Annotated in this window: 25 protein-coding genes; 6 read left to right on the forward strand and 19 right to left on the reverse strand. The window is 60.8% G+C overall.

Translation table 11 applies throughout. The annotated features are described in order from the left end of the window. Window positions 1-105: 105 nt before the first annotated feature. The 12 genes from lipA to CGA21_RS13930 form a co-directional block, all read right to left on the reverse strand. A complete protein-coding gene (lipA, locus tag CGA21_RS13875) occupies window positions 106-1,104 on the reverse strand; it encodes a lipoyl synthase (protein WP_177411637.1) in 999 nt (332 codons plus the stop codon). A gap of 25 nt (window positions 1,105-1,129) precedes the next feature. Continuing rightward, a complete protein-coding gene (lipB, locus tag CGA21_RS13880; RefSeq protein ID WP_020798753.1) occupies window positions 1,130-1,777 on the reverse strand; it encodes a lipoyl(octanoyl) transferase LipB in 648 nt (215 codons plus the stop codon). Further along, window positions 1,777-2,052, reverse strand: coding sequence for a DUF493 domain-containing protein (locus CGA21_RS13885; RefSeq protein ID WP_188264367.1), 276 nt, complete (start codon window positions 2,050-2,052; stop codon window positions 1,777-1,779). The genes lipB and CGA21_RS13885 overlap by 1 nt, the downstream gene beginning before the upstream one ends. Window positions 2,053-2,135: 83 nt before the next feature. Then, window positions 2,136-3,293 (reverse strand): D-alanyl-D-alanine carboxypeptidase family protein, encoded by a 1,158-nt coding sequence (locus CGA21_RS13890; RefSeq protein ID WP_020798755.1) that lies wholly within the window; start codon window positions 3,291-3,293, stop codon window positions 2,136-2,138. Window positions 3,294-3,476: 183 nt separating this feature from the next. Continuing rightward, window positions 3,477-4,487, reverse strand: a complete 1,011-nt coding sequence (locus CGA21_RS13895; RefSeq protein WP_188264368.1) for a septal ring lytic transglycosylase RlpA family protein — start codon at window positions 4,485-4,487, stop codon at window positions 3,477-3,479. Continuing rightward, window positions 4,487-5,497, reverse strand: a complete 1,011-nt coding sequence (mltB, locus tag CGA21_RS13900; RefSeq protein WP_020798757.1) for a lytic murein transglycosylase B — start codon at window positions 5,495-5,497, stop codon at window positions 4,487-4,489. Before mltB ends, CGA21_RS13895 begins: the two co-directional genes overlap by 1 nt. 17 nt (window positions 5,498-5,514) lie before the next feature. Continuing rightward, entirely contained in the window at window positions 5,515-6,618 is a 1,104-nt protein-coding gene (gene rodA / locus CGA21_RS13905; RefSeq protein WP_177411636.1) for a rod shape-determining protein RodA, read from the reverse strand. Between the two features lie 31 nt (window positions 6,619-6,649). Then, window positions 6,650-8,545, reverse strand: a complete 1,896-nt coding sequence (gene mrdA / locus CGA21_RS13910) for a penicillin-binding protein 2 (RefSeq protein WP_188264369.1) — start codon at window positions 8,543-8,545, stop codon at window positions 6,650-6,652. A gap of 10 nt (window positions 8,546-8,555) precedes the next feature. Further along, window positions 8,556-9,023, reverse strand: coding sequence for a 23S rRNA (pseudouridine(1915)-N(3))-methyltransferase RlmH (gene rlmH, locus CGA21_RS13915; protein ID WP_007937439.1), 468 nt, complete (start codon window positions 9,021-9,023; stop codon window positions 8,556-8,558). 9 nt (window positions 9,024-9,032) lie between these two features. After that, window positions 9,033-9,527 (reverse strand): ribosome silencing factor, encoded by a 495-nt coding sequence (gene rsfS, locus CGA21_RS13920; RefSeq protein ID WP_020798760.1) that lies wholly within the window; start codon window positions 9,525-9,527, stop codon window positions 9,033-9,035. Between the two features lie 73 nt (window positions 9,528-9,600). Next, window positions 9,601-10,323 carry a nicotinate-nucleotide adenylyltransferase gene (gene nadD / locus CGA21_RS13925; protein WP_033044782.1) on the reverse strand — a complete coding sequence of 241 codons (723 nt, stop codon included), beginning with the start codon at window positions 10,321-10,323 and terminating at the stop codon, window positions 9,601-9,603. Continuing rightward, window positions 10,292-11,563, reverse strand: coding sequence for a glutamate-5-semialdehyde dehydrogenase (locus CGA21_RS13930; protein WP_110750895.1), 1,272 nt, complete (start codon window positions 11,561-11,563; stop codon window positions 10,292-10,294). Before CGA21_RS13930 ends, nadD begins: the two co-directional genes overlap by 32 nt. 189 nt (window positions 11,564-11,752) lie before the next feature. On the opposite strand from CGA21_RS13930, the gene CGA21_RS13935 reads away from it, so the two are divergent. Then, window positions 11,753-12,448, forward strand: coding sequence for a DNA-3-methyladenine glycosylase (locus tag CGA21_RS13935; protein ID WP_188264370.1), 696 nt, complete (start codon window positions 11,753-11,755; stop codon window positions 12,446-12,448). A 159-nt stretch (window positions 12,449-12,607) separates the two neighbouring features. Continuing rightward, window positions 12,608-13,924 (forward strand): bifunctional DedA family/phosphatase PAP2 family protein, encoded by a 1,317-nt coding sequence (locus CGA21_RS13940; protein WP_110750891.1) that lies wholly within the window; start codon window positions 12,608-12,610, stop codon window positions 13,922-13,924. A gap of 55 nt (window positions 13,925-13,979) precedes the next feature. Here CGA21_RS13940 and CGA21_RS13945 read toward each other — a convergent pair whose 3' ends face one another. The 3 genes from CGA21_RS13945 to CGA21_RS13955 are packed head-to-tail and all read right to left on the reverse strand — an operon-like array spanning window position 13,980 to window position 15,657. Further along, window positions 13,980-14,570: an LON peptidase substrate-binding domain-containing protein gene (locus tag CGA21_RS13945; RefSeq protein ID WP_110750889.1), complete on the reverse strand. Its 591-nt coding sequence runs from the start codon at window positions 14,568-14,570 to the stop codon at window positions 13,980-13,982. An 11-nt stretch (window positions 14,571-14,581) separates the two neighbouring features. Next, entirely contained in the window at window positions 14,582-15,298 is a 717-nt protein-coding gene (locus tag CGA21_RS13950) for an LrgB family protein (protein WP_110750887.1), read from the reverse strand. Then, window positions 15,295-15,657, reverse strand: coding sequence for a CidA/LrgA family protein (locus CGA21_RS13955; RefSeq protein ID WP_110750885.1), 363 nt, complete (start codon window positions 15,655-15,657; stop codon window positions 15,295-15,297). Before CGA21_RS13955 ends, CGA21_RS13950 begins: the two co-directional genes overlap by 4 nt. 194 nt (window positions 15,658-15,851) lie before the next feature. Between CGA21_RS13955 and CGA21_RS13960 the strand changes: the two genes are divergently transcribed. The 3 genes from CGA21_RS13960 (at window position 15,852) to CGA21_RS13970 (ending at window position 18,807) form a co-directional block, all read left to right on the forward strand. Then, window positions 15,852-16,307, forward strand: a complete 456-nt coding sequence (locus tag CGA21_RS13960) for a MaoC family dehydratase (RefSeq protein ID WP_110750884.1) — start codon at window positions 15,852-15,854, stop codon at window positions 16,305-16,307. Window positions 16,308-16,419: 112 nt separating this feature from the next. Continuing rightward, window positions 16,420-18,138, forward strand: a complete 1,719-nt coding sequence (locus CGA21_RS13965) for a C13 family peptidase (RefSeq protein WP_110750882.1) — start codon at window positions 16,420-16,422, stop codon at window positions 18,136-18,138. Between the two features lie 27 nt (window positions 18,139-18,165). Next, complete coding sequence (locus CGA21_RS13970; RefSeq protein ID WP_033045415.1) at window positions 18,166-18,807, forward strand: oxidoreductase; 642 nt, start codon at window positions 18,166-18,168, stop codon at window positions 18,805-18,807. A gap of 52 nt (window positions 18,808-18,859) precedes the next feature. Here CGA21_RS13970 and CGA21_RS13975 read toward each other — a convergent pair whose 3' ends face one another. The 4 genes from CGA21_RS13975 to CGA21_RS13990 form a co-directional block, all read right to left on the reverse strand. Continuing rightward, a complete protein-coding gene (locus CGA21_RS13975; protein WP_020798770.1) occupies window positions 18,860-19,144 on the reverse strand; it encodes a YceK/YidQ family lipoprotein in 285 nt (94 codons plus the stop codon). Next, window positions 19,137-19,769, reverse strand: coding sequence for a flavin prenyltransferase UbiX (gene ubiX / locus CGA21_RS13980; RefSeq protein ID WP_020798771.1), 633 nt, complete (start codon window positions 19,767-19,769; stop codon window positions 19,137-19,139). Before ubiX ends, CGA21_RS13975 begins: the two co-directional genes overlap by 8 nt. Continuing rightward, window positions 19,766-21,115 carry a UDP-N-acetylmuramate:L-alanyl-gamma-D-glutamyl-meso-diaminopimelate ligase gene (gene mpl, locus CGA21_RS13985; protein WP_188264371.1) on the reverse strand — a complete coding sequence of 450 codons (1,350 nt, stop codon included), beginning with the start codon at window positions 21,113-21,115 and terminating at the stop codon, window positions 19,766-19,768. The genes ubiX and mpl overlap by 4 nt, the downstream gene beginning before the upstream one ends. A 187-nt stretch (window positions 21,116-21,302) precedes the next feature. After that, window positions 21,303-23,216, reverse strand: a complete 1,914-nt coding sequence (locus CGA21_RS13990; protein ID WP_188264372.1) for a sigma-54-dependent Fis family transcriptional regulator — start codon at window positions 23,214-23,216, stop codon at window positions 21,303-21,305. 390 nt (window positions 23,217-23,606) lie between these two features. On the opposite strand from CGA21_RS13990, the gene CGA21_RS13995 reads away from it, so the two are divergent. Next, window positions 23,607-24,655 (forward strand): aldehyde dehydrogenase family protein (locus CGA21_RS13995; RefSeq protein WP_188264373.1); only part of this gene is annotated, 1,049 nt, incomplete at its 3' end.

Consider the following 24,655-nt stretch of genomic DNA (forward strand, 5'->3'; position numbering starts at 1 on the left):
GATCACACATCGCGCAGTCGCAGGAAAAGACTGATGTCGCTGTGGGACTGGAAAAAAAAGCCCGCAAGGCCGATTGAACGTTGCGGGCTGTTTTTCATGACCGAATCAGGACGACATCAACTCGGCCTTGACCAGCTTGGCCTGCTCGTCGGCGTGGTAGGAAGAGCGTACCAGCGGGCCGGAAGCAACGTTCTTGAAGCCCATCTTGTAACCTTCTTCGGCGAACCAGGCAAAGGTGTCCGGGTGCACGAAACGTTGCACCGGCAAATGGCTGCGCGACGGTTGCAGGTATTGGCCCAGGGTCAGCATGTCGATGTCGTGCTCGCGCATGCGCTTCATGACTTCGATGACTTCTTCGTCCGTTTCACCCAGACCCAGCATCAAACCGGATTTGGTTGGGATGTGCGGCATCATCTGCTTGAAGCGCTGCAGCAGGGTCAGCGACCACTGGTAGTCCGAACCCGGGCGCGCGGCCTTGTACAGGCGCGGCACGGTCTCCAGGTTGTGGTTGAACACATCCGGTGGCTCGGCGGCGGTGATTTCCAGGGCGATGTCCATGCGGCCACGGTAGTCCGGGACCAGGGTTTCGAGCTGCACGTTCGGCGACAGCTTGCGGATCTCGCGGATGCAATCGGCGAAGTGCTGGGCACCGCCGTCACGCAGGTCGTCGCGGTCTACCGAGGTGATTACCACATATTTCAGTTTCAGGTCGGCAATGGCGATGGCCAGGCTTTCCGGCTCGTTGACGTCCAGCGGCTTTGGACGGCCGTGGCCAACGTCACAGAACGGGCAACGACGGGTGCAGATGTCACCCATGATCATGAAGGTCGCGGTGCCGCCGGAGAAGCACTCGCCCAGGTTCGGGCAGGAGGCTTCTTCGCACACGCTGTGCAACTTGTGTTTGCGCAGCAACGCCTTGATACGGTCGACTTCCGGCGAGACCGGAATACGCACACGAATCCAGTCAGGCTTTTTCGGCAGTTCGGTGGTCGGAATGATCTTTACCGGGATGCGTGCAACCTTCTCGGCGCCGCGCAGCTTGACGCCGGCTTCAACCTTGGGACGCGGGGCCGGGCGCTCGGAGACATCGAGCGTCGGGATCATGGTTTGCACTGCATCAGTAGTCATATCAGTCGATTCCGCCCGTGAGGGTCGTCTGCTCAGCATAGTCGAGGTGTTTGACGAGCTGCGCGCGCAGCCGGGCACTTACCTCGGCAAATTCAATCGATCCTGCGTGATCGCTCAGCTGGGTCATCGCCAGCCCGGCGTAGCCGCAGGGATTAATCCGTCGAAACGGTTCCAGGTCCATGTCCACGTTCAGGGCCAGCCCATGAAAGGAACAACCGTGCCGGATCCGCAGACCCAGGGAGGCGATTTTCGCGCCATTGACGTACACGCCCGGTGCATCGGGCTTGGCCGCCGCCGTGACACCATAGCTGGCGAGCAGCTCAATGAGGCACGACTCCATGCGAGTCACCAGGTCACGCACGCCGAACCCCAGCTTGCGCACATCCAGCAACAGGTAGGCCACCAACTGCCCGGGGCCGTGATACGTCACCTGGCCACCGCGATCGACCTGCACCACCGGGATATCTCCCGGCACCAGCAAGTGCTCGGCCTTGCCGGCCTGGCCCTGGGTGAAGACTGGCGGATGTTCGACCAGCCAGATCTCGTCGGCGGCATCGCTGCCACGTTCGTTGGTAAAGCGTTGCATGGCATGCCAGACCGGCTCGTAAGCCATCTGGCCAAGTTCGCGAAAGCCCAGCGTGCCGGACATCACAGCACCATGTGCACGAAACCGGTGGCCCGCAGTTCGCTGTTGATGTTGTACAGCTGGTCCTGGTCGGTCGCAACGATGTGCAACTGGATCGTGGTGTATTTGCCGTTGGTGCTCTGGCGTTCATCCACACGGTCATGGTTGATCGTCGCATGCTTCTTGACGATCGCAATGATCATGTCTTTGTTGCCCACACCGGTATCGCTGATCACCTTAACCGGGTAATCAACGTTGGGGAATTCGATCTTAGGCGCCTTTACTTCGGTATCGGTCATGGCGTAACGGCCTCGTAAGCGTAAGCCGTGGCGACGACAAGGCCCCGCGCCGGATCAGCACGAGACCTTGCAGGAGCACACTATCAGTTGAACAAGCCGTAGAAGAATAGACGGATGCTATCCCACATGCGACGGAAGATACCACCCTCTTCGACGCCATCCAGAGCGATCAGGTCGGCGCTGTGTACCACCTTGTCTTCCAGTTTGACTTCGACTTTACCGATCACGTCGCCCTTGGCGATTGGCGCAACCAGTTGCGGGTTCATGGTCATGCTGGCGGCGAGCTTTTTCAGCTGGCCTTTCGGCAGGGTCATGGTCAGGTCTTCAGCCAGGCCGGCCTTGACTTGATTGGTGGAACCCTTCCAGACAGGCGCCTGGGCCAGCTCGGCACCTTTCTGATAGAAGGTCTGGGTTTCGAAGAAACGGAAACCGTAGGTCAGCAGTTTCTGGGTCTCGGCGGCGCGAGCCACTTCGCTGTTGGTGCCGAACACCACGGCGATCAGGCGCATGCCGTCACGTACGGCCGAAGACACCATGCAGTAGCCGGCTTCGTCGGTGTGGCCGGTTTTCAGGCCGTCGACAGTCTTGTCGCGCCACAGCAACAGGTTGCGGTTCGGTTGCTTGATGCCGTTCCAGAAGAACTCTTTCTGCGAGTAGATCGCGTAGTGAGCCGGGTCTTCGTGAATGATCGCGCGGGCCAGCACTGCCATGTCGTGAGCCGACGAGTAGTGTTCCGGGTTCGGCAGGCCAGTCGGGTTCATGAAGTGGCTGTTGGTCATGCCCAGGTCGGCCACGGTCTTGTTCATCATGTCGGCAAACGCGTCTTCGCTGCCGGCGATGTGTTCGGCCAGTGCAACGCTGGCGTCGTTACCCGACTGGATGATGATGCCGTGCAGCAGGTCGCTGACGGTCACCTGCGAGCCGACCTTGATGAACATCCGCGAACCGCCGGTACGCCAGGCATTTTCGCTGACGGTCACCGGATCGTTTTCACCGATCTGGCCACGACGGATTTCGAGGGTCGCGATGTACGCGGTCATCAGCTTGGTCAGGCTGGCTGGCGGCAGACGCTGGTCACCATTGTTCTCGACCAGCACGTTGCCGCTGCTGGCGTCCATGAGCACGTAGGCCTTGGCGGCCAGTTGCGGTGGCGACGGCATCATCTCGACCGCGAATGCGGCAGGCGAGAGGAGCAGCGGGACTAGAAGGCACAGGCGTTTGGCAAAGGTGGTGATGTTCATCCGTCTCTCGAAATCGCTAATGGAAACTGCCCGAAGGCAAAACTAATCAGATGACTTTCTAACGAGTCATCGCGTATTCAGCTGCTCACTCTGTAACCCTTGCCGGGCTTTTGTTCTTCAAAGAGCCAACAACCTGGTCCACCCCCCAAAACCGCAGATGAACCGTCAATCAAGTTCTACGTATTACTCCGTCACAACGCTGGGCGAACCCAGGTTGGCCAGGCGCACGCTGTTCTGCACTTGCTGGATTTCACCCGGCGAACCGATCGGCCCCAGGCGCACTCGATGCAGTGTCTGTTGATTGCGCACGATCGAGCTGATGAACACCGGAGTTTTCACCATCCCGCTGAGCTTGGACCTCAGCAACTCGGCAGCGTCCGGGTTGGCGAACGCGCCCACCTGCAGATACTGGCCAGACGCTGGTGCAGAAGCGTTTTTTTTTGCATCGGCAAGTTGAACAGGGACGACTGCGGCGGCGTGCTGCTGCGGCGGAGGTGTCCATTGCTCGATGGTGCCGGCCGACGCCGTAATGACCGGGGCGCTATTCTGCGCGACTTGCGGTTCGTTGAGCATTAAAGGCGCCGGACGGCCCTTGGCAGCCCACCATTGCTGCGGGTCGATGCCTTCGACCTTGACCCGTGCGGTACCGGTTTCGGCGTAGCCGAGCTTCTTGGCGGCGGCGTACGACAGGTCGATGATCCGGTCCGAATAGAACGGGCCGCGGTCATTGACCCGCAGGATCACAGTCCTGTTGTTGTCCAGATTGGTCACCCGGACGTAACTCGGCAACGGCAAGGTCTTGTGTGCGGCGCTCATGCCGTACAGGTCATAGACTTCGCCGTTTGCGGTGTTCTGGCCATGGAACTTGGTGCCGTACCAGGACGCCGTACCCGACTGCACGTACGTCTTGGACTCTTGCAACGGAAAATAGGTTTTGCCCAGTACCGAGTAAGGGGCGGCCTTGTACGGGCCGGTGTGCAGGGTTGGCGTGGCATCCGGGATGCGTGAAACGTCGACGTCCCACCATGGCGCGCCATCCTTGTGGGCACGGTTGATGTCCAGCCCCGGCGCCGAGCGCACGGCGGTGGACGACTTCTGCGTTGGCGCACGACTGGTCGAACAACTGGCAACCAGCACTGCCAACGCGGCAAATGCCATCAGCTTCAGGGGTTTATTCATAGGCAATGCCCGCATTACTTGACGCCCCGTGCTTGGACCAGCTGTTCAGACAGTTGATGTACAGCCATGGCGTACATCACGCTGCGGTTATAACGCGTGATCGCGTAGAAATTCTTCAGGCCCATCCAGTATTCAGGGCCATTGTCGCCTTCCAGGCGGAAGGCGGTAACCGGCATATCATCGCGCAGCGCATCATGACTTGACCAGCCCAGGGCCCGCAACTCTCCAACGGTTTTAGTCGGCTCGATACCAGTGGTCAAACCTTCGTCCACCTGTTCGCCGCGCACATCGGCGCGGCTGACCACCGGCTCGCCGGCGACCCAGCCGTGTCGCTTGAAATAACTGGCGACGCTGCCGATGGCATCGTCCGGGTTGTTCCAGATATTGATGTGACCGTCACTGTCGAAGTCCACCGCATAGGCGCGAAAGCTGCTGGGCATGAACTGCGGCAGGCCCATGGCACCGGCGTAGGAACCCTTGAGGGTCAGCGGGTCGACCTGCTCTTCCCGGGCCAGCAACAGGAATTCACGCAATTCCTTGCGGAAAAATTCGGCACGGGGAGGATAGTCGAAACCGAGGGTCGACAACGCGTCGATGACCCGGAAATTTCCGGTGTTACGGCCAAAAAACGTTTCAACGCCGATAATCGAGACAATGACCTGCGCCGGTACGCCGTATTCCTGTTCGGCACGGGCCAGCACCGCCTCATGCTGACGCCAGAAGTCAACGCCACGGGCAATACGCGCATCGGTGATGAACATCGGCCGGTATTCGTTCCATTGCTTGACTCGCTCGGCGGGTTTCGAAATGGCGTCCAGGATCGATTGCTTGCGCTGCGCCTCACGGAACACACCCATCAGCTGCTCACCGGCGAAACCATAGTCGCGGGTCATCTCACCGACGAACTCGGCCACTTGGGGCGAGCCTTCGTAATCGCCTGCCACCGCCTGCTGCGCAGTACCAAGGATGCTTACCAGGCCGACCCATGGCGCGTATCGAGTCGCCCAGCCACGCATTACTTGCATTGAACTCTTCACCTTATTCAAACCTGCGCGATCCACTTGCGATGGGTATGGATCGACATCAAAACCCCAAACGCTGACAGCAGCGTCACCAGCGAAGTTCCTCCGTAGCTAATGAACGGCAACGGCACCCCCACCACCGGCAACAGGCCGCTGACCATACCGATGTTGACGAAAACATACACAAAAAATGTCATGGTCAAGGCGCCTGCCAGCAATTTGCCGAACAATGTCTGCGCCTGGGCGGTGATCACCAGCCCGCGACCGATCAACAGCAGGTAGATCAGCAACAGCGCGCAAATGCCCACCAGGCCGAACTCTTCACCCAGCACCGCGATAATGAAGTCGGTGTGGCTTTCCGGCAGGAAATCCAGGTGTGACTGGGTGCCCAGCAACCAGCCCTTGCCGAACACGCCGCCGGAACCGATCGCGGCCTTGGACTGAATGATGTTCCAGCCGGTCCCCAGCGGATCGCTTTCGGGATCGAGGAACGTCAGGATTCGCTGCTTCTGGTAGTCATGCATGATAAAGAACCACATGGCGATCGCCACGGGCACGGCGGCGGCCAGCACACTGAGAATCCAGCGCCAGCGCAAGCCCCCCATGAACAGGACGAAGGCTCCGCCCGCCAGGATCAGCAGCGACGTGCCGAGATCGGGTTGGCGCACGATCAGAATGAACGGCACGCCAATCAGCATCAGGCTGACGCCCACGTGCTTGAGCTGCGGCGGCAGCGTGCGCTTGGACAGATACCAGGCGATGGTCGCCGGCATGAGGATTTTCATGAACTCCGAAGGCTGGAAGCGCACTACCCCGGGAATGTTGATCCAGCGCGTGGCCCCCATGGCGTTATGCCCCATGATGTCCACCACCAGCAGCAGCAACACGCCGACCACATAACCCAACGGCACCCAGCGCGCCATGAAACGAGGCTCGAACTGGGCGATGACGATCATCGACACCAGGCCGATACCAAACGAAGTGGCTTGCTTGGCCAGCAGGTCCCAGCTTTTGCCACTGGCCGAATACAGCACGAACAGGCTGCCGGCGGCGAGTGTCAGCAACAGGATCAGCAACGGTCCATCGATGTGCAGGCGCTGCAACAGCGTGGCACGGCGGCGCATCACATCCTCGCTGGAGAGCATGCGATCGAAGTTATTCATCACGGGCGGTAGCCTCTGCGGTAGTAGGGCTGGCGTATTCGGCCTTTAGATGACCGTTCTGGTCCAGCAACCAGGCGTCCATGACTTGACGCACCACCGGCGCGGCCACGCCGGAGCCGGATTCACCGTTCTCGACCATCACCGACACCACGATCTTCGGGTCGTCGGCCGGCGCGAATCCAACGAACAGGGCGTGGTCGCGATGACGCTCCTGGACCTTGGAACGGTCGTACTTCTCGCCCTGCTTGATCGCGACCACCTGGGCTGTACCACTTTTGCCGGCAATTCGGTATTGCGCACCGATTGAGGCCTTGCGCGCGGTGCCTCGGGCGCCGTGCATGACCTGCTGCATACCATGGTTGACCCGCGTCCAGTCCGACGGATCGCGCAGGATGATATCCGGCATCGGGTTCTCATCCACCGGCTTCTCGCCTTCGATGGTCCTGGCCAGGTGCGGACGGTTCCACACGCCTTTGTTGGCCACCAGCGCCGTGGCCTGGGCCAGCTGTAATGGCGTCGACTGCATGTAGCCCTGCCCGATCCCCAGAATCAGCGTTTCACCCGGGAACCATGCTTGGCGACGGGTCGCACGTTTCCATTCCCGGGTAGGCATCAACCCCGGAGATTCCTCGAACATGTCCAGGGAAACCTTCTGGCCAATGCCGAACTTGGTCATGTACGCCGACAACCGATCGATCCCCAGCTTATGGGCCAGGTCATAGAAGTACGTATCGTTGGAACGCATGATTGCCGTATCGAGGTCGACAAAGCCATCGCCGGTACGGTTCCAGTTACGGTATTTGTGGTCGTAGTTGGGCAGCATGTAGTAACCCGGGTCGAACACCCGGGATGAAGCAGTCACCACACCCGCATCCAGCCCCGCGATCGCAACGGCCGGCTTGATGGTCGAACCCGGCGGGTACAGGCCACGCAGGACACGGTTGAACAGCGGCCGGTCGATGGAGTCGCGCAGCTCGGAATAGGCCTTGAAACTGATGCCGGTAACGAACAGGTTCGGGTCGAAACTCGGCTGACTGACCATCGCCAACACTTCGCCGGTCTTCGGATCCAGTGCCACCACCGCGCCACGACGACCACCGAGTGCAGCCTCGGCGGCTTCCTGCAGCTTGATGTCCAGGCTCAGGACGATGTCCTTGCCGGAAATCGGTTCGGTGCGCTTGAGCACTCGCAACACACGGCCGCGAGCGTTGGTCTCGACTTCCTCGTAACCCACCTGGCCATGCAATTGCGGCTCGTAGAAACGCTCGATGCCGGTTTTACCGATGTGGTGAGTGCCGCTGTAATTGACCGGATCGAGCGACTTCAACTCTTTCTCGTTGATCCGTCCCATGTAACCCACCGAATGCGCGAAGTGCGCCCCCTGCGGATAGTGACGGACCAGCTGCGCGACCACTTCCACCCCGGGCAGGCGGAACTGGTTCACGGCAATGCGGGCGATCTGCTCTTCGGTCAATTCAAACAGGATCGGCACCGGCTCGAACGGCCGTCGCCCCTGGCGCATGCGCTTCTCGAAAATCACCCGGTCCTCGGGCGTCAGCTCCAGCACCTCGACGATTACATCGAGCACTTGCTGCCAATCGCCGGAGCGCTCGCGGGTCATGCTCAGGCTGAAGCTGGGCCGGTTGTCGGCAATCACTACGCCGTTGCGGTCGAAAATCAACCCGCGAGTCGGCGGAATCGGCTGCACATGGACGCGGTTGTTTTCCGACAGGGTCGAGTGGTATTCGTACTGGATGACCTGCAGGAAATACAGGCGCGCAATCAGCACACCAATCAGCAGCACCACCGCAATAGCCCCGAACACGACGCGGCCACGCACCAGACGGGCGTCTTTTTCGTGGTCCTTGATGCGGATCGGTTGGGACATGAGGGCAGAACTACTTGTGGTAAGGGTGGCCGGACAACACTGTCCAGGCACGATACAGCTGCTCGCCGATCAGGATTCGCACCAACGGGTGCGGCAACGTCAGCGGTGATAGCGACCAGCGCTGATCGGCACGGGCGCAGACTTCCGGCGCCAACCCCTCAGGGCCGCCGACCATGAAATTCACCGTGCGCGAATCCAGCCGCCAGCGATCGAGCTCGACCGCCAGCTGCTCGGTGCTCCAGGGCTTGCCGTGGACTTCGAGGGTGACAACGCGCTCATTGGGCCCGACCTTGGCCAGCATGGCTTCGCCTTCCTGACGGATGAAGCGCGCCACGTCGGCGTTCTTGCCACGGGTATTGAGCGGTATTTCCACCAGTTCCAGCGCCAACTCGGACGGAAGACGCTTGGCATACTCATGCCAGCCTTCTTCCACCCATTTGGGCATGCGTGAACCGACGGCGATCAGTCGCAGTCGCACAGCCGTTCCTTATTCCTGGTCTTTGTTGAGCTTGGTGAAATGCTCGTGACCAACTTCAGGGCTGTGGTGCTTGCCATCGGCGGCACGGCTCTGCTCGGCACCTTTCCACAAGCGCTCCAGGTCGTAGAACTGGCGGGCATTGGAGGTCATCATGTGGACGATCACGTCGTCCATGTCCAACAGGACCCAGTCGCTGTCGCCCTTGCCTTCTTCACCCAGTGGCTTGATGCCCAGGGCCTTGACCGCTTCGCGGACCTTGTCCAGCATCGCGCCGATCTGGCGGTTGGAAGTACCGGTGGCGATGATCATGTAGTCGGTGATGCTCTGCTTGTCGCGAACGTCGATGACCAGCACGTCCTGGGCCTTGACGTCTTCCAGGGCAGCGACGGCGATCTTGACCAGCTCGTCGCCTTTTGGCGGCTCGGCTGCCAGGACCTTCTCAGGCAGCGGGGCGCTCTTGAACGTGCCTTTGCGCTTAACTTTGTTTACGTCGTTGTTCGTCATATAAAACTCGTTTTGCTCGTATGTTCGGGCGCTTCAATACACGTTGTTGCCACGTGCCTTGAGGCACTCCTATTCAGTTCGACGCACGGTAAAGCCCGTGCGCATCGATGTAGGCCAGGACCGCGTCGGGCACCAGGAAACGTACCGACTTACCGCTGGCCAGCAGTTGACGGATCTGGGTGGCGGATACCGCGAGCGGCGTCTGCCAGACGAATGCAATCTGTCCGCTCGACCCTTTGAGGGCCAGCGGGTCGCTCACCGAGCGCGCTGCCAGCAGGTTGCGCAAGGCATCCGGCGGTTCGCTGTCGGCATCCGGGCGTTGCAACACCAGGATATGGCAATGCTGGAGCAACTCTTCCCAGCGGTGCCAAGTGGGCAGGCCGCAAAATGCGTCCCAGCCCAAAAGCAGAAAAACCTGGGTCTCGGCGGGCATTTCGGCGCGCATCGACTCCAGGGTATCAATGGTGTAGGACGGCTTGTCCCGCTGCAATTCGCGGGCGTCCACCACCAGCGGTGCCACTCCGGCTACCGCGCACTTGACCATCGCCAGCCGGTCCTTGGCCGATACCTGCGGCGTACCCCGGTGGGGTGGCCGGGCATTTGGCGTCAGGCGCAGCTCATCGAGCGCCAGGGTTTCGGCGACTTCCAGCGCACCACGCAAATGGCCGATGTGCACCGGGTCGAAGGTCCCGCCCAGTACGCCGATGCGTCTGGGTCGAGGCGCGCTGGCGGTTACCGGGGCTGACGGGTCGAAGTCGCCCAAGTCAGGCCGGCTCCTGTCCGCGCAACTGGCCATCACCCACTACCACGTACTTCTCGCAGGTCAAACCTTCGAGACCGACCGGGCCGCGGGCGTGCAGCTTATCAGTAGAAATGCCGATCTCGGCACCCAATCCGTATTCAAAGCCATCGGCGAAGCAGGTCGGGGTGTTGATCATCACCGACGAAGAATCGACTTCAGCCACAAAACGCCGGGTGTCGCCCTGGTGTTCGCTGACAATCGAATCGGTGTGATGGGAGCCGTAATGGTTAATGTGCTCGATGGCCTGGTCAAGCCCATCGACCACGCGGATCGACAGGATGGGCGCCAGATACTCGGTGCTCCAGTCCTCTTGCGTGGCCGGCAGGGCATCAATGATTGCCCGGGAGCGTTCGCAGCCGCGCAGTTCGACGCCTTTTTCGCGGAACTGGGCAGCCATCGTCGGCAAGAAATCTTTCGCAACGGTTTGATCGACCAGCAGCGTTTCCATAGCACCACAGATGCCATAACGGTAGGTTTTGGCGTTGAATGCGATGCGCTGGGCCTTCGCCAGATCGGCGTGCTCGCCCACGTAAACGTGGCAGATACCGTCCAGATGCTTGATCACCGGCACTCGGGCGTCACGACTGACGCGCTCGATCAGGCCACGGCCACCACGGGGCACGATGACGTCGACGAATTCAGGCATGCTGATCAGGGCGCCGACGGCAGCGCGATCGGTGGTTTCGACCACTTGCACCACGGCGGCCGGCAAATCGGCCTCGGCCAGGCCGCGCTGGATGCAGGCGGCGATGGCACGGTTGGAATGAATGGCTTCGGAGCCGCCGCGCAGGATGGTCGCGTTGCCGGATTTCAGGCACAGGCTGGCGGCATCGATGGTCACATTAGGTCGCGATTCGTAGATGATCCCGATCACGCCCAGCGGTACGCGCATCTTGCCCACCTGGATACCCGACGGACGATAGCTCATATCGCGAATCGCACCGACCGGATCGGGCAGCGCCGCGACTTGTCGCAGGCCTACGATCATGCCGTCGATTCGCGCCGGGGTCAGCGCCAGGCGCTCGAGCAGGGCCGGTTCCAGACCATTGGCGCGGCCAGCCGCCAAGTCCAGCTCATTGGCAGCGGTCAATTCGCCGCGGGCAGCATCCAGCGCATTGGCAGCGGCCTGCAACGCGCGGTTCTTCTGCGCGGTACTGGCACGGCCGATGACGCGGGAAGCCTCGCGGGCGGCGCGACCCAAACGGGTCATGTAGTCAAGAACGGACTCAGTCATGGTCTGGAGTGGTCTTTGATTAGGTCTTGGTAAAGAGTAAAGCGGCAGATTATAGCTGTCGCGTCCGCCGACTAACAGCGGTGACGGGCGGATGGTCGAAATCGAGGGCAATTTGCCGACGTTCAGCCGGGATTAAGCCGCAAATTGTTATCATCGCGACTCACTCAGCCTTGATAAACGCTGCCCACCATGTCCAATTTGCCTGTTCATGTGCCCTCCGCGAGCCTGCCCAAGGGCCTCCCAGACGCGTTTTTCGACCGCGACGCGCAAATTCTAGCCCGCGACTTGCTGGGCAAAGTCATCCGTCATCGGGTCGGCGATCTGTGGCTCAGCGCGCGGATCATCGAGACAGAAGCCTACTATTGCGCAGAAAAAGGCAGCCACGCGTCCCTCGGCTATACGGAAAAGCGTAAGGCTTTGTTTCTGGATGGCGGGCACATCTATATGTATTACGCCCGCGGGGGCGACTCGCTGAACTTCAGCGCCCAGGGCCCGGGTAACGCAGTGCTGATCAAGTCCGCCTACCCTTGGGTCGATGAACTGAGCGGACCTTCGAGCCTGGCGCAGATGCTGCTGAACAACCCCGACGCCCAGGGCCACCCTCGCCCGTCGCAAAAGCTTTGCGCAGGGCAAACGCTGCTGTGCAAGGCACTGGGCCTGAAAGTGCCGGTCTGGGACGCCAAGCGCTTCGACCATGAGGTGCTGCTGGTGGAAGACGTCGGCCAGACGCCCGCCCATGTTATCCAGGCTACGCGCCTGGGCATTCCCCATGGGCGCGACGAACACCTGATGTACCGCTTCGTTGACGCGGCCTATGCCGCCTATTGCACCCGGAACCCGCTGCGGCGAGGCCAGGTCGAAGGTCGCGACTACATCCTGCTGTGAGCCCGGTCCCTGTAGGAGCTGCCGCAGGCTGCGATCTTTTGCTTTTAAAGGGTCAAGATCAAAAGATCGCAGCCTGCGGCAGCTCCTACAGAGGTTTGTGGTGTTGTGTAGATTTTGTTCGCCCGCCAAGGGCCACTTGAATTCAATGGAGTTGTTTTTATGGGCCCATGGCTCGATAGCGTGACCGATTGGTTGACGGTCAACCCGCAATGGTTGGCGGCAGCGGTATTTATCGTGGCCTTTGTCGAGTGCCTGGCGATCGCCGGCCTGATCGTGCCGGGCACGGTATTGCTGTTCGCCGTGGCGGTACTGGCCGGCAGCGGCGCGCTGTCGCTGAGTGAAACGCTGCTGCTGGGGTTTCTCGCCGGTGTACTGGGCGACGTGGTCTCGTATTTCCTCGGCCGGCACTTCCATCAGAACATCCGGCGCCTGCCCGGCTTGCGCCATCACCCGGAATGGATTGCCGGGGCCGAGGCGTATTTCCAGCGCTATGGCATCGCCAGCCTGCTGGTCGGACGCTTCATCGGCCCCTTGCGCCCCATGTTACCGATGGTCGCCGGGATGTTCGACATGCCATTCCCACGGTTCTTTGCGGTCAGCCTGCTAGCCGGTGCGGGTTGGTCGGTGGCGTACCTGCTACCGGGATGGGCCACGGGCGCGGCGATTCGCCTGCCGCTGCCCGAAGGCTTCTGGCCTGAAGCCGGCATCGTTGCCGGCAGCATTACGCTCATGATCGGGCTTAGCGCTACCAGCAGCCTGCGCCGCCATCGCAAGGCCACGGTGTTCATTGCCGGCATGAGCTTGCTGATTCTGGCGGGCCTGTTTATCGGCTATCCGCATCTGAATGCGCTCGACCAGGGCGTGATGACCCTGGTACAGGAACACCGCAGCCCGATGCTCGATGAAGTGGCGGTGGTCTTCACCCTCATCGGCGAATTCCGCAACATGCTGATCTTCAGCGCCTTGCTGGTGGTCCTGCTGTTGATTACGCGGCAATGGCGACAGCTGATCTTCGCCGGCACCACCCTGCTTTGCACCGCGATGGGCAACACCCTGACCAAACACTTCTTTGCCCGCGTGCGCCCGGAAGTATTGAGCGACCCGCTGACCAGCTACAGCATGCCCAGCGGCCACGCCTCCGGGTCATTTGCGCTGTTCCTGACCCTCGCCGTACTGGCCGGCCGCGGACAACCGCCGCGCATGCGCCTGACCTGGCTATTGGTGGCGTGCCTGCCGGCGCTGGCAATTTCCCTGTCGCGGGTTTACCTCGGCGCACACTGGCCGACGGATGTGCTGGCAGGAGCGATGCTGGCATCGTGCGTCTGCGCCGCGAGCCTGTGGCTCAGCCAACGCCAGACCTCGCTGAACGCCATGCCGCCAAAAGTCTGGTGGCTGGTGCTGCCGTCACTGGTGGCATTGTTCGGGTTCTTCGTATTGAGGCATTTGCCACATACGATGCTGCGGTACGCGTATTAGGGTAGGAACGAGCATGATCGCGCCTACAGGTTTGTCCAAGTGACCTGAGCGAACTTCAGGCAAACAACTCGCCCTGCAACTCATCCAGCAACGCCTGAATCGCATCCAGCCGCTGCTGCGGATCATCGAGTTGCAACAGGTCGATCTTGTCCACTTCGGCGAAGGGCAGCAGGTACGCCAGCTGGTTGGCCAGTGATTGCTGCCCTGCCGCTTCGGTGCCCATGTTCAGTGCTTCGACCATTGGATGTTCGGCCAGGGCCTTGAGCAAGGCCACCAGGTCGGCATCTTCGTCCTGCAGTGGTTGCTCGGGCTCGTCTTCCAGCCATTCGACTTCGGCAAGGATCAACTGGTCGCGCTGGACTTCGGTGGACAACACTTTGAACCGTCGCCCGCCCTCAACCCGAATACCCAGCAGGCCGTTGTCCTGCTGCTGAAAATCGGTGATACGCGCTTCACAACCGACCATGGCAAAGCCATGCGGCGCGATACCGACTTCACTTCCTTCAAGGATGCACACCACGCCGAAGCCGCCGCCCTGTTTCATGCAGCGACCGATCATGTCCAGGTAACGCGCCTCGAAGATCTGCAGGTCGAGGATGCAACCAGGAAACAGCACCGTGTTCAGCGGAAAAAGCGGCAGACTCATAGACATATTCCTTACACCACCATCGACACCGCCAACGGCAGGAATACCGCCGTGGCCACGCCCATCAAACTCATCGCCAGCGCCGCGAAGGCGCCGCATTCGTCACTTTCCTGCATCGCTACCGCAGTGCCCACCGCGTGGGCGGTCATGCCCAGTGCCATGCCGCGAGCCTCTGGACTGTGGACACCGAGCCGGGTCAACAGACTCGGACCGAAGATCGCCCCGATCACTCCAGTGATCAAGACGAACACTGCCGCCAGCGCGGCGACACCACCAATCTGCTCGGCCACCAGCATGGCGATAGGCGATGTTACCGATTTCGGCGCCATGGTCATCAGGATCATGTGTTCGGCCCCGAACCACCAGCCCAACAGCACTCCCAAGCAGGTGGCGACCACACCACCTATCACCAGCGTAGTAAATATCGGCCAGAACAACTGTCGAATCCGCCGTAGATTGAGGTAAAGCGGCACCGCCAACGCGACCGTCGCGGGGCCGAGCAGAATACTCAGGATCTCAGTGCTCTTGCGGTACTCGGCGTAGGTCAGGCCGCAGCCCACCAGCACGCCGATCACCAGCAACATGGAGACCAGCACGGGCTGCAAAAAGATCCAGCGGGTTTTCTCGAACGCTGCCAGTACCAGCTGATAGGCACCGAGCGTGATGCCGATACCAAACAACGGATGATGAATCACTGACGCCCAGGCGCCGTGCCAGTCAAGGATCATTGGCCTTCCTCAGGATGGACATGGCGCTTGACCATGCGCTGCATGAGGACGCCTGCGAACGCCATCGACAGCAACAATGACAACACCAGCGCCCCGACAATCGCCCAGAAATCGGCGGCGATGTCAGCGGCGTACACCATCACCCCCACGGCCGGCGGCACCAGCAATAACGGCAGGTAGCGCAGCAGGCTGCTGGCGGCAAGGTTCAACGGTTCGCCAACCTGGCCACGCCCGATCAGAAATATCAGTAACAGCAGCAGACCGATAATCGGCCCCGGCAGGAAGGGTAAAAACAAATGGTTGGTCGCGGTGCCGAGCAATTGGAACAGCACCAGCCAGGTCAGGCCACGTAACAACATCAATGATCCCCCGCAAAATCCGTCACCCGCATTGGCCGACGCATTATAAGCACGCTTGCGCTATGGATCGGCATTCGCCATAAGCATGGTCAGTTGACCGCGGCGTTTTGCCATGGTGATCTAAAGTGGTAATCCGGGAGGTCAAATCCCCCCACCTAAAAACTATAAAACCGATGAACCCAAGGAGAGTCTCAATGCCCTTTGTACCTGTTGCAGAGCTCAAAGATTATGTCGGCAAGGAACTCGGATGTTCCGAATGGCTCACCATCGATCAGGAACGCATCAACCTGTTCGCCGAAGCCACAGGGGACTTCCAGTTCATCCATGTCGACCCGGCCAAAGCCGCGCAAACGCCATTTGGCAGCACCATCGCCCATGGTTTCCTTTCACTGTCGCTGATTCCAAAATTGATGGAAGACATCCTCGTCATGCCCGAAGGCTTGAAGATGGTGGTCAACTACGGCCTGGATAGCGTGCGTTTCATTCAGCCGGTCAAGGTCGATTCGAAGGTGCGCCTCAAGGTCGAACTGTCCGAGGTCACCGAGAAAAAACCCGGGCAACTGCTGCTCAAGGCCATCGCCACACTGGAAATCGAAGGCATGGACAAACCGGCGTACGTCGCCGAATCCCTGTCACTCTGCTTCGTGTAAGCCCTGTCGGTGCGAAGCAGCACACGCTGTTTCGCACCAGATGCTTTTCTACCGGCTGTATATGGACACATGGCTGCGGCATACTCGGTCGCCTAATTGCCCGGAACCCGCTATGCGCCCACTTGCACTCCTCGCCTTGACCCTGATGCTCACCGCTTGCGGCGACGGCGAATCGCTATTGCCCGCGGACGCCCGCCTGCCGGACGGCGGACGCTATCGCGGAGACCTGGTCAACGGATTGCTGCAGGGCCAGGGCCGTATCGATTACCCGAACGGCAGCTGGTATGCCGGCGAGTTCGACCAGGGCCAATGGCATGGCCAGGGTGAGTGGCACGGCAGCAATGGCGAGGTTTATCGCGGCCAGTTCAAGCAAGGCTTGTTTGACGGCCAGGGAACCCTGACCACCAACGCCGGCAGCTACAACGGCGGTTTCAAGCTTGGCCGTCGCGACGGCGAAGGCACCCTCAAAGAAAACGGCATGCTCTACCGCGGCGAATTCAAGGCCGATCAATTTTCAGGGCTCGGTCGCCTGGAACTCGAAGATGGCAGTGCCTATCAGGGTCAATTCGCCCACGGCAAGCCCAACGGTGAGGGCCAACGCAGCGACGGCAGCGGCAATCAATTCACCGGACACTTCGTCGACGGCCAGCTGGAAGGTAACGGAACCTTCAACAGTGCGGAAGGCGACATGTATGTCGGCGGGTTCAAAAACAACCAATTGCACGGCAAGGGCCGTTATGAAAATGCCGATGGCGACGTATGGCTGGGTCAATTCAAGGAAGGCTCGCTCAACGGCAAGGGCGAATTGATCGGCGCCGACGGCAGCCACTACATCGGCCACTTCAGTGACTGGCGCTTCAGCGGCCAAGGTCGCTTGAACCTGGCCGACGGTAGTTTCTATACCGGGCAATTCGACAATGACACTTATTCCGGACGCGGCACCCTGGTCCTCACCGACGGCGCCGTACTCAGTGGCACCTGGATCAACGGCCAGCGCGTGCGCGACGCCGAAGGCAAATTACTGCCAGACACCCTCGAGCTGGGTCTGCTGGCCCAGGGACGCTTGCTCGAAGAAGCGTTTACCAACGTTCCAGCCTCAACCCCGGCGGTGGAGCTGTACACCCTGACCCTTGGCGGCGATGGCAAGCAGAGTGTTTTCCTGCGTGAATCGGACTATGTCGCGAACATGCTCACCAGCCGTTTCGGTGCCTATGGCCAAATCCGCCTGGTGAACCATCGCGACCACCTCGGCGACCGGCCGATGGCAACCCGCGAGAACCTGAGGCGCTCCGCCGTGACGCTGGCCGAACGCAGTGGCCCGGAAGACCTGATTTTCATCTACCTGACCAGTCACGGCACCAGCGAGCACGAACTGGTGCTCGACCAGCCGCGCATGGAACTGGCCGATCTGCCGGCCGACGAGCTGGCCGCCGTCCTGGCCCCACTGAAAAACCGCGACAAGATCATCGTGATTTCGTCCTGCTACTCCGGCGGTTTCATCCCCGCCCTGAAAGACGAACGCACCCTGATCATGACCGCCTCGCGCGCTGACCGCGTGTCTTTCGGTTGTTCCGAAGAAGCCAACTTCACCTACTTCGGCGATGCCCTGTTTGCCCGGGCACTGAACCAGACCGATGACCTGGAGCAAGCCTTCAAACTGGCCAAGGCCACCGTTGCCGAGCGCGAGCTGGCGGACAATTTCGAAGCCTCCGAACCGCAGATCTGGGCGCCTAAAACCGTGCTCTCGCACTGGCAACTGTTACGCAGGCAGCAGGCAAGAAAAGCCCTGCAAAGTGTTTCCATTGACAACAAGGATGCAAAGAACAACTAAGCTGAACAGTATCAAGGGAGAAACACTATGTACTTGACGCCTCAGCACGTGTTGCTTGCCGGAGCCACCGGATTAACCGGTGAACACTTACTTGATCGCTTGCTCAACGAGCCAACGATATCGCGAGTATTGGCCCCTTCACGCCGGCCACTGGCCGAGCATCCCCACTTGGAAAATCCGGTGGGCGATCCTTCTGAGTTTCTGCCGCAATTGAACGGCCGCGTTGACATCGCCTACTGCTGCCTGGGCACTACCATCAAACAGGCCGGCTCGGAGGAGGCGTTTCGCGCGGTGGACCTGGACATGGTGGTGGCTTTCGCCAAACGTGCTCGGGAGATGGGTGCCCGGCACCTGATCGTTATCAGCGCCCTGGGAGCCGATCGCAGATCCTCGATTTTCTACAACCGGGTCAAAGGCGAGATGGAACATGCATTGCGCGCGCAGAATTGGCCACAGTTGACCATCTGCCGTCCATCGTTGCTGCTGGGCGAACGCACTGAACCACGCCTGGGCGAGCAGTTCGCCGGGCCTTTGTCGAAACTGATTCCCGGCAAATACCGAGGCATAGAAGCCTGCCAACTGGCCCGCGCGATGTGGCGCCTCGCTCTGGAGGAGCAGGATGGGGTGCGGATTGTCGAGTCGGATGAGTTGAGGAAGTTGGGGAAATAGATCAAAAGATCGCAGCCTTCGGTAGCAACTACAGGGCGGCGATCTTTTGTCTTTACAACCCGCCGGTTGCCTGGAAACTCACCCCGATCACCGTCAGCAACGACAACGGCAGCAACAGCGTGTCCAGCAACGCGCTGGCCGGCAGATCTACACCCGGATAGCTCGGTGCCTCGGCACCAAAACGGTCCATCGCGCAGCAGCCGCCATTGAGCGCATACCAATCCAGCCGCGTCCCGGAGTAGACCACTGGCGCTCCCGGCTTGGCAGCATCCAGCGTACGCGCCGTGGCACATCCCGCCAGCTGTAGCGCCAGCACAATCACCAGCAGCTTATTCATCGCTGCTCAGATGATATTCACCCCACCGTGGCAGCATGTCCTGGGGAATGCTCAGCAGATTGAGGATCCGCGCCACGACGAAATCGATCAGGTCGTCGATGGTTTGTGGCTGATGATAGAAACCCGGCGATGCCGGCAAAATCGTCACCCCCATGTTCGACAGCTTGAGCATGTGCTCCAGGTGAATGCTTGAATATGGCGCTTCACGCGGCACCAGGATCAACTGGCGGCGCTCCTTGAGCGTCACATCGGCGGCACGCTCGATCAGGTTGTTGCAGGCTCCCGTCGCGATGGCCGACAGCGTCCCGGTAGAGCATGGCACTACCACCATTGCCGCCGGCGCGCCGGAGCCCGAGGCCACCGGCGACATCCAGTCTTCCTTGCCGTAGACCCGAATCTGCCCGGCGGCGGCACCGGTGTACTCGGTAAGGAAGGCTTGCATCGCCTGTGGCTTGGGCGGCAACGTGACGTCGGTTTCGGTAGCCATCACCAGTTGCGCGGCCTTGGAAATCAGGAAGTGCACTTCGCGGTCTTCGCGCACCAGGCAATCGAGCAGGCGCAAGCCGTACTGGGCGCCGGAAGCGCCGGTCATCGCCAGCGTGATGCGATCGGGACCGTTGCTCATTTGAGCGCCTCGGCCAGCTTGCCGTGCAGGCCGCCGAAGCCGCCGTTGCTCATGATCACCACGTGGGTGCCTGGCTGGGCCTGGCTCTTGACCCGTTCAATGATACCTTCCAGCGAGTTGCTGACTATCGACGGTACCGTGCACAGTGCGGCGGTGCCTGCCAGATCCCAGCCGAGATTGGCCGGTGCATACCAGATCACCTGGTCGGCATCGACGACGCTCTCCGGCAAACCGTCACGGTGCGCGCCAAGCTTCATGGAGTTGGAGCGCGGTTCGATGATCGCAATCAACGGCGCATCGCCAATGCGCTTGCGCAGGCCGTCGAGCGTGGTGGCAATGGCCGTCGGGTGGTGGGCGAAGTCGTCATAGATGGTGATGCCACGCACCTCGGCGACTTTTTCCATCCGTCGCTTCACGCTCTTGAACGCGCTCAAGGCGGCAATGCCCAGGGCCGGCGCCACGCCAACATGGCGCGCCGCGGCCAACGTGGCCAATGCGTTGGCCACGTTGTGCTGGCCAGTCATGTCCCACTCGACCACGCCTTGAGCGACGCCTTCGAACATCACTTCGAACTGCGAGCCATCGTCGCTGAGCAGCTTGACCTGCCATTGCCCGCCCGCACCGGTGGTTTGCACCGGGGTCCAGCAACCCATCTCGATGACGCGCAGCAAGGCCGGCTCGGTGGTCGGATGAATCACCAGGCCTTCGCTCGGGATGGTCCGCACCAGATGATGGAACTGGCGCTCGATCGCCGGCAGATCCGGGAAGATATCGGCGTGGTCGAACTCCAGGTTGTTCAGGATGGCCGTGCGCGGACGGTAGTGAACGAACTTGGAGCGCTTGTCGAAGAACGCGCTGTCGTATTCATCGGCTTCGATCACGAAAAACGGCGTGTCGCCCAGGCGCGCCGACACCGAGAAGTTTTGCGGTACACCGCCGATCAGGAAACCCGGGCTCATGCCTGCGTGCTCCAGCACCCAGGCGAGCATGCTGCTGGTGGTGGTCTTGCCATGCGTACCGGCTACCGCCAGTACCCAGCGACCTTGCAGCACGTGGTCGGCCAGCCATTGCGGACCGGAGACATAGGGCAGGCCTTTGTTCAGCACGTACTCGACCGCCGGGTTGCCTCGCGACATGGCGTTGCCGATGACCACCAGGTCAGGCGCCGGGTCCAGCTGCGCCGGGTCGTAGCCCTGGGTCAACTCGATACCCTGTGCCTCGAGCTGAGTGCTCATTGGCGGGTAGACGTTGGCATCGGAGCCGGTCACGTGATGGCCGAGCTCTTTGGCCAGGACTGCCATCGAACCCATGAAAGTGCCGCAGATACCCAGAATATGAATGTGCATAGTCGACCTCGTAAAACATGGCCGCAGGTTAGCTTAGGGGGGAAAAATTCGCACCTTTGTTTCGTCCTCAATGACGCCATTCGCGAGCAGGCTCGCTCCCACGGTAGATCTGGGTCAGCCCCCGAATTGTGGGTTCAACCCAACATCCTGTGGGAGCGAGCCTGCTCGCGAATGGACACGCAGCGGATTACCGGGCGATGCCGTGCTTGCGCAATTTTCGGTACAGGGTATTGCGACTGACCCCAAGCTGTTCAGCCGTATTCGTCATATGCCAGCGCGTATGCTCCAGCGCATTCAACAGCGCCAGGCGCTCGGCATCTTCCAGTGGATGCTCGCAGGGCTGTTCAATTTTCGGCATGACCACTTGCCGCACCTGACGAATCATCGCCGGCAGATCCTCCAGCGCGATTCGACCGCCGTCACACAACGCCGCCAGCGTACGCAACACATTGCGCATCTGCCGCACATTGCCCGGCCAGGCAAATCCCAACAACGCCTCACGCGCCGGCCCGTCGATCGATACGGTTTCTCCGCGCGTCTCTTCGGCCAGCAAGTAGTCGAGCAACTGCGATTTATCACTGCGCTCGCGCAACGCTGGTAACGCGACCTCCAAGCCATTGAGGCGGTAATACAGATCCTCGCGAAAACTGCCGTCCTGCACCCTCTCCAACAGATTGCGGTGTGTGGCACTGATGATCCGCACATTGACCGATTCCGGCTCGCCACCGATCGGCACCACTTGCCGATCTTCCAGCACGCGCAACAAACGGGTCTGCAAGGCCAGGGGCATGTCGCCGATTTCATCGAGGAACAAGGTCCCGCCATCGGCCTGCTGCAGCTTGCCGCGCATGCCCTCCTTGCGCGCGCCGGTGAAGCTGCCGCCGCGGTAACCGAACAGCTCGCTCTCGATCAGGCTTTCGGGGATGGCCGCACAGTTGAGGGCGACGAAGGCTTTTTCCGCGCGCTGGCTGGCATGGTGCACAGCCTTGGCAAAGGCTTCCTTGCCCGAACCGGTTTCGCCGTTGATCAGCAATGGCACGTCCCGTTCGTATACGCGCAGGGCCTTGCGAAAATCCGCCTGCAAGGCCGGGTCACCCAGGCAGATACCCGACAGGTTCGGGCGCTCTTCAACCACCGGACCTGGCACCAACGGTACCGGGACTTTTCGCGATTGCCCACGTAACACGGCGAACAGATGGCGCCCGTCCCGGGTACGCAGCGGCCAGCTCGCGCTGGCATTGACGCTCGCGCGGCCGAGTAATTCGTCCAGCGAGCAGTCGAAAAATGCCTCCACCGGCTTGCCCAGCAAACCGCCACGGATATGCCCCAGCAGGTTCAGTGCGCTCTGATTGACCGCGCAGATCCGCCCTTCGCCGTCAAACGCCAGCAGCCCTTCGCTGAACAAGCCGACGGACTCGGCCTGCAGATGAAAACGCAGCAGCCATTGATTATCGAAACAACGCAGGAAATAGCAGCTCTCGATCATCTTCGCCGACAGATTGACCAAAGCCATGGTATGGAACTGACTTTGCCGCGATACCTCGTGCCGGGCAGAAGACACGTCGAGTACGGCCAGCAGCTCGCCGTGCGGATCGAATACCGGGCTGGCCGAGCAGGTCAGGCCGGTATGCCGCCCGCGAAAATGTTCATCCTGATGAATGGTCAGCGACTGGCGTTCCACCAGGCAGGTGCCGATGCCGTTGGTGCCTTCACAGGCTTCGCTCCAGTCTGCACCCAGCCAGAGGCCGGCGCGCTCGAAAATCTTGCGTTCGGCCGGCGCCGTCACGCAATTGAGGATCACGCCGCGAGCATCGGTCAACAGCACGGCATGGCCGGCACCAGAGAGCTGCTGATGCAGGCTGGTCATTTCATTGCCGGCGATGTGCAGCACTTGCTGCAAGCGTTCGCGACTTTCCAGTACGCGGCCATGTTCCAGCACCGTCGGCGCCATATTCAAGGCTGGGTCGAGGTGGTAGTCCTCAAGGCAGCGCAGCCAGGAACGGGCGATCGACGGGTCGCTACCAGGCCCCTGCAGGTGGGCCTTGCCCTGGGTGACGGTCAATACCTGCTGGGCATGGCGACTCAAATGGTTGTCGTGCATTTCTTATTATTCTCCCCCCGAAAGGTTCACGTTCCCTGTAGGAGCTGCCGCAGGCTGCGATCTTTTGATCTTGATCTTAAAAACAAAATCAAAAGATCGCAGCCTGCGGCAGCTCCTACAGAGGTGATGCAGCGTCTGAGCATCCTCCAGCCCAGGCCGCATTGCAATGCTGGCGAGACCACTCAGTCACAGGCTGCGCCAGAACCGGTACAAAGTGTCACAGGGACCGTACCGAAAGCGTCACAGGCGCCTCCCGCCCGTCCGACAAAAATCGCGCAAGGCCTTGATTTACCTGACCTGCAAGGCAGTGGCCCGACCTTTGCTCTACGCTTAAAGCAAGCGCACACGCGCCTCTTCCTTATAAGCACAAGAACCCAAGGAGAAACCATCATGCGTTACGCTCACCCCGGTACTGAAGGCGCTATCGTTTCGTTCAAGAGCAAATATGGAAATTACATCGGCGGCGAGTTCGTCGCGCCTGTCAAAGGTCAGTACTTCACCAATACCTCGCCAGTGAATGGCCAACCGATTGCCGAATTCCCGCGCTCCACGGCTGAAGACATCGACAAAGCCCTGGACGCTGCCCACGCGGCCGCCGATGCCTGGGGCGCCACGTCCGCCCAGGCGCGTTCGCTGGTGCTGCTGAAAATCGCCGACCGTATCGAACAGAACCTGGAACTGTTGGCAATCACCGAATCCTGGGACAACGGCAAGGCCGTGCGCGAAACCCTCAACGCTGACATCCCGCTGGCCGCCGACCATTTCCGCTATTTCGCCGGTTGCATCCGCGCCCAGGAAGGCAGCGCTGCCGAAATCGACGGCAACACCGTGGCCTATCACATCCATGAACCCCTGGGCGTGGTCGGGCAGATCATCCCGTGGAACTTCCCGATCCTGATGGCCGCCTGGAAACTCGCTCCGGCCCTGGCCGCCGGTAACTGCGTGGTGCTCAAGCCTGCCGAGCAGACCCCGCTGGGCATCACCGTGCTGGTCGAGCTGATCGGCGACCTGCTGCCACCGGGCGTGCTGAACATCGTGCAGGGCTTCGGCAAAGAAGCCGGCGAAGCCCTGGCCACCAGTAAGCGCATCGCCAAGATCGCCTTCACCGGCTCGACCCCGGTCGGTTCGCACATCATGAAATGCGCGGCCGAGAACATCATTCCGAGCACCGTGGAGCTGGGTGGCAAGTCACCGAACATCTTCTTCGAAGACATCATGCAGGCCGAACCATCCTTCATCGAGAAGGCTGCCGAAGGCCTGGTGCTGGCGTTCTTCAACCAGGGCGAAGTCTGCACCTGCCCTTCCCGCGCCCTGGTACAGGAGTCGATCTACGACGACTTCATGAAAGAGGTGATGAAAAAAGTCCTGTCGATCAAACGTGGCGACCCGCTGGACACCGACACCATGGTCGGCGCCCAGGCATCCGAGCAGCAATTCGA

Source organism: Pseudomonas sp. PSB11, assembly GCF_014596605.1.
Lineage (GTDB): Bacteria > Pseudomonadota > Gammaproteobacteria > Pseudomonadales > Pseudomonadaceae > Aquipseudomonas > Aquipseudomonas umsongensis.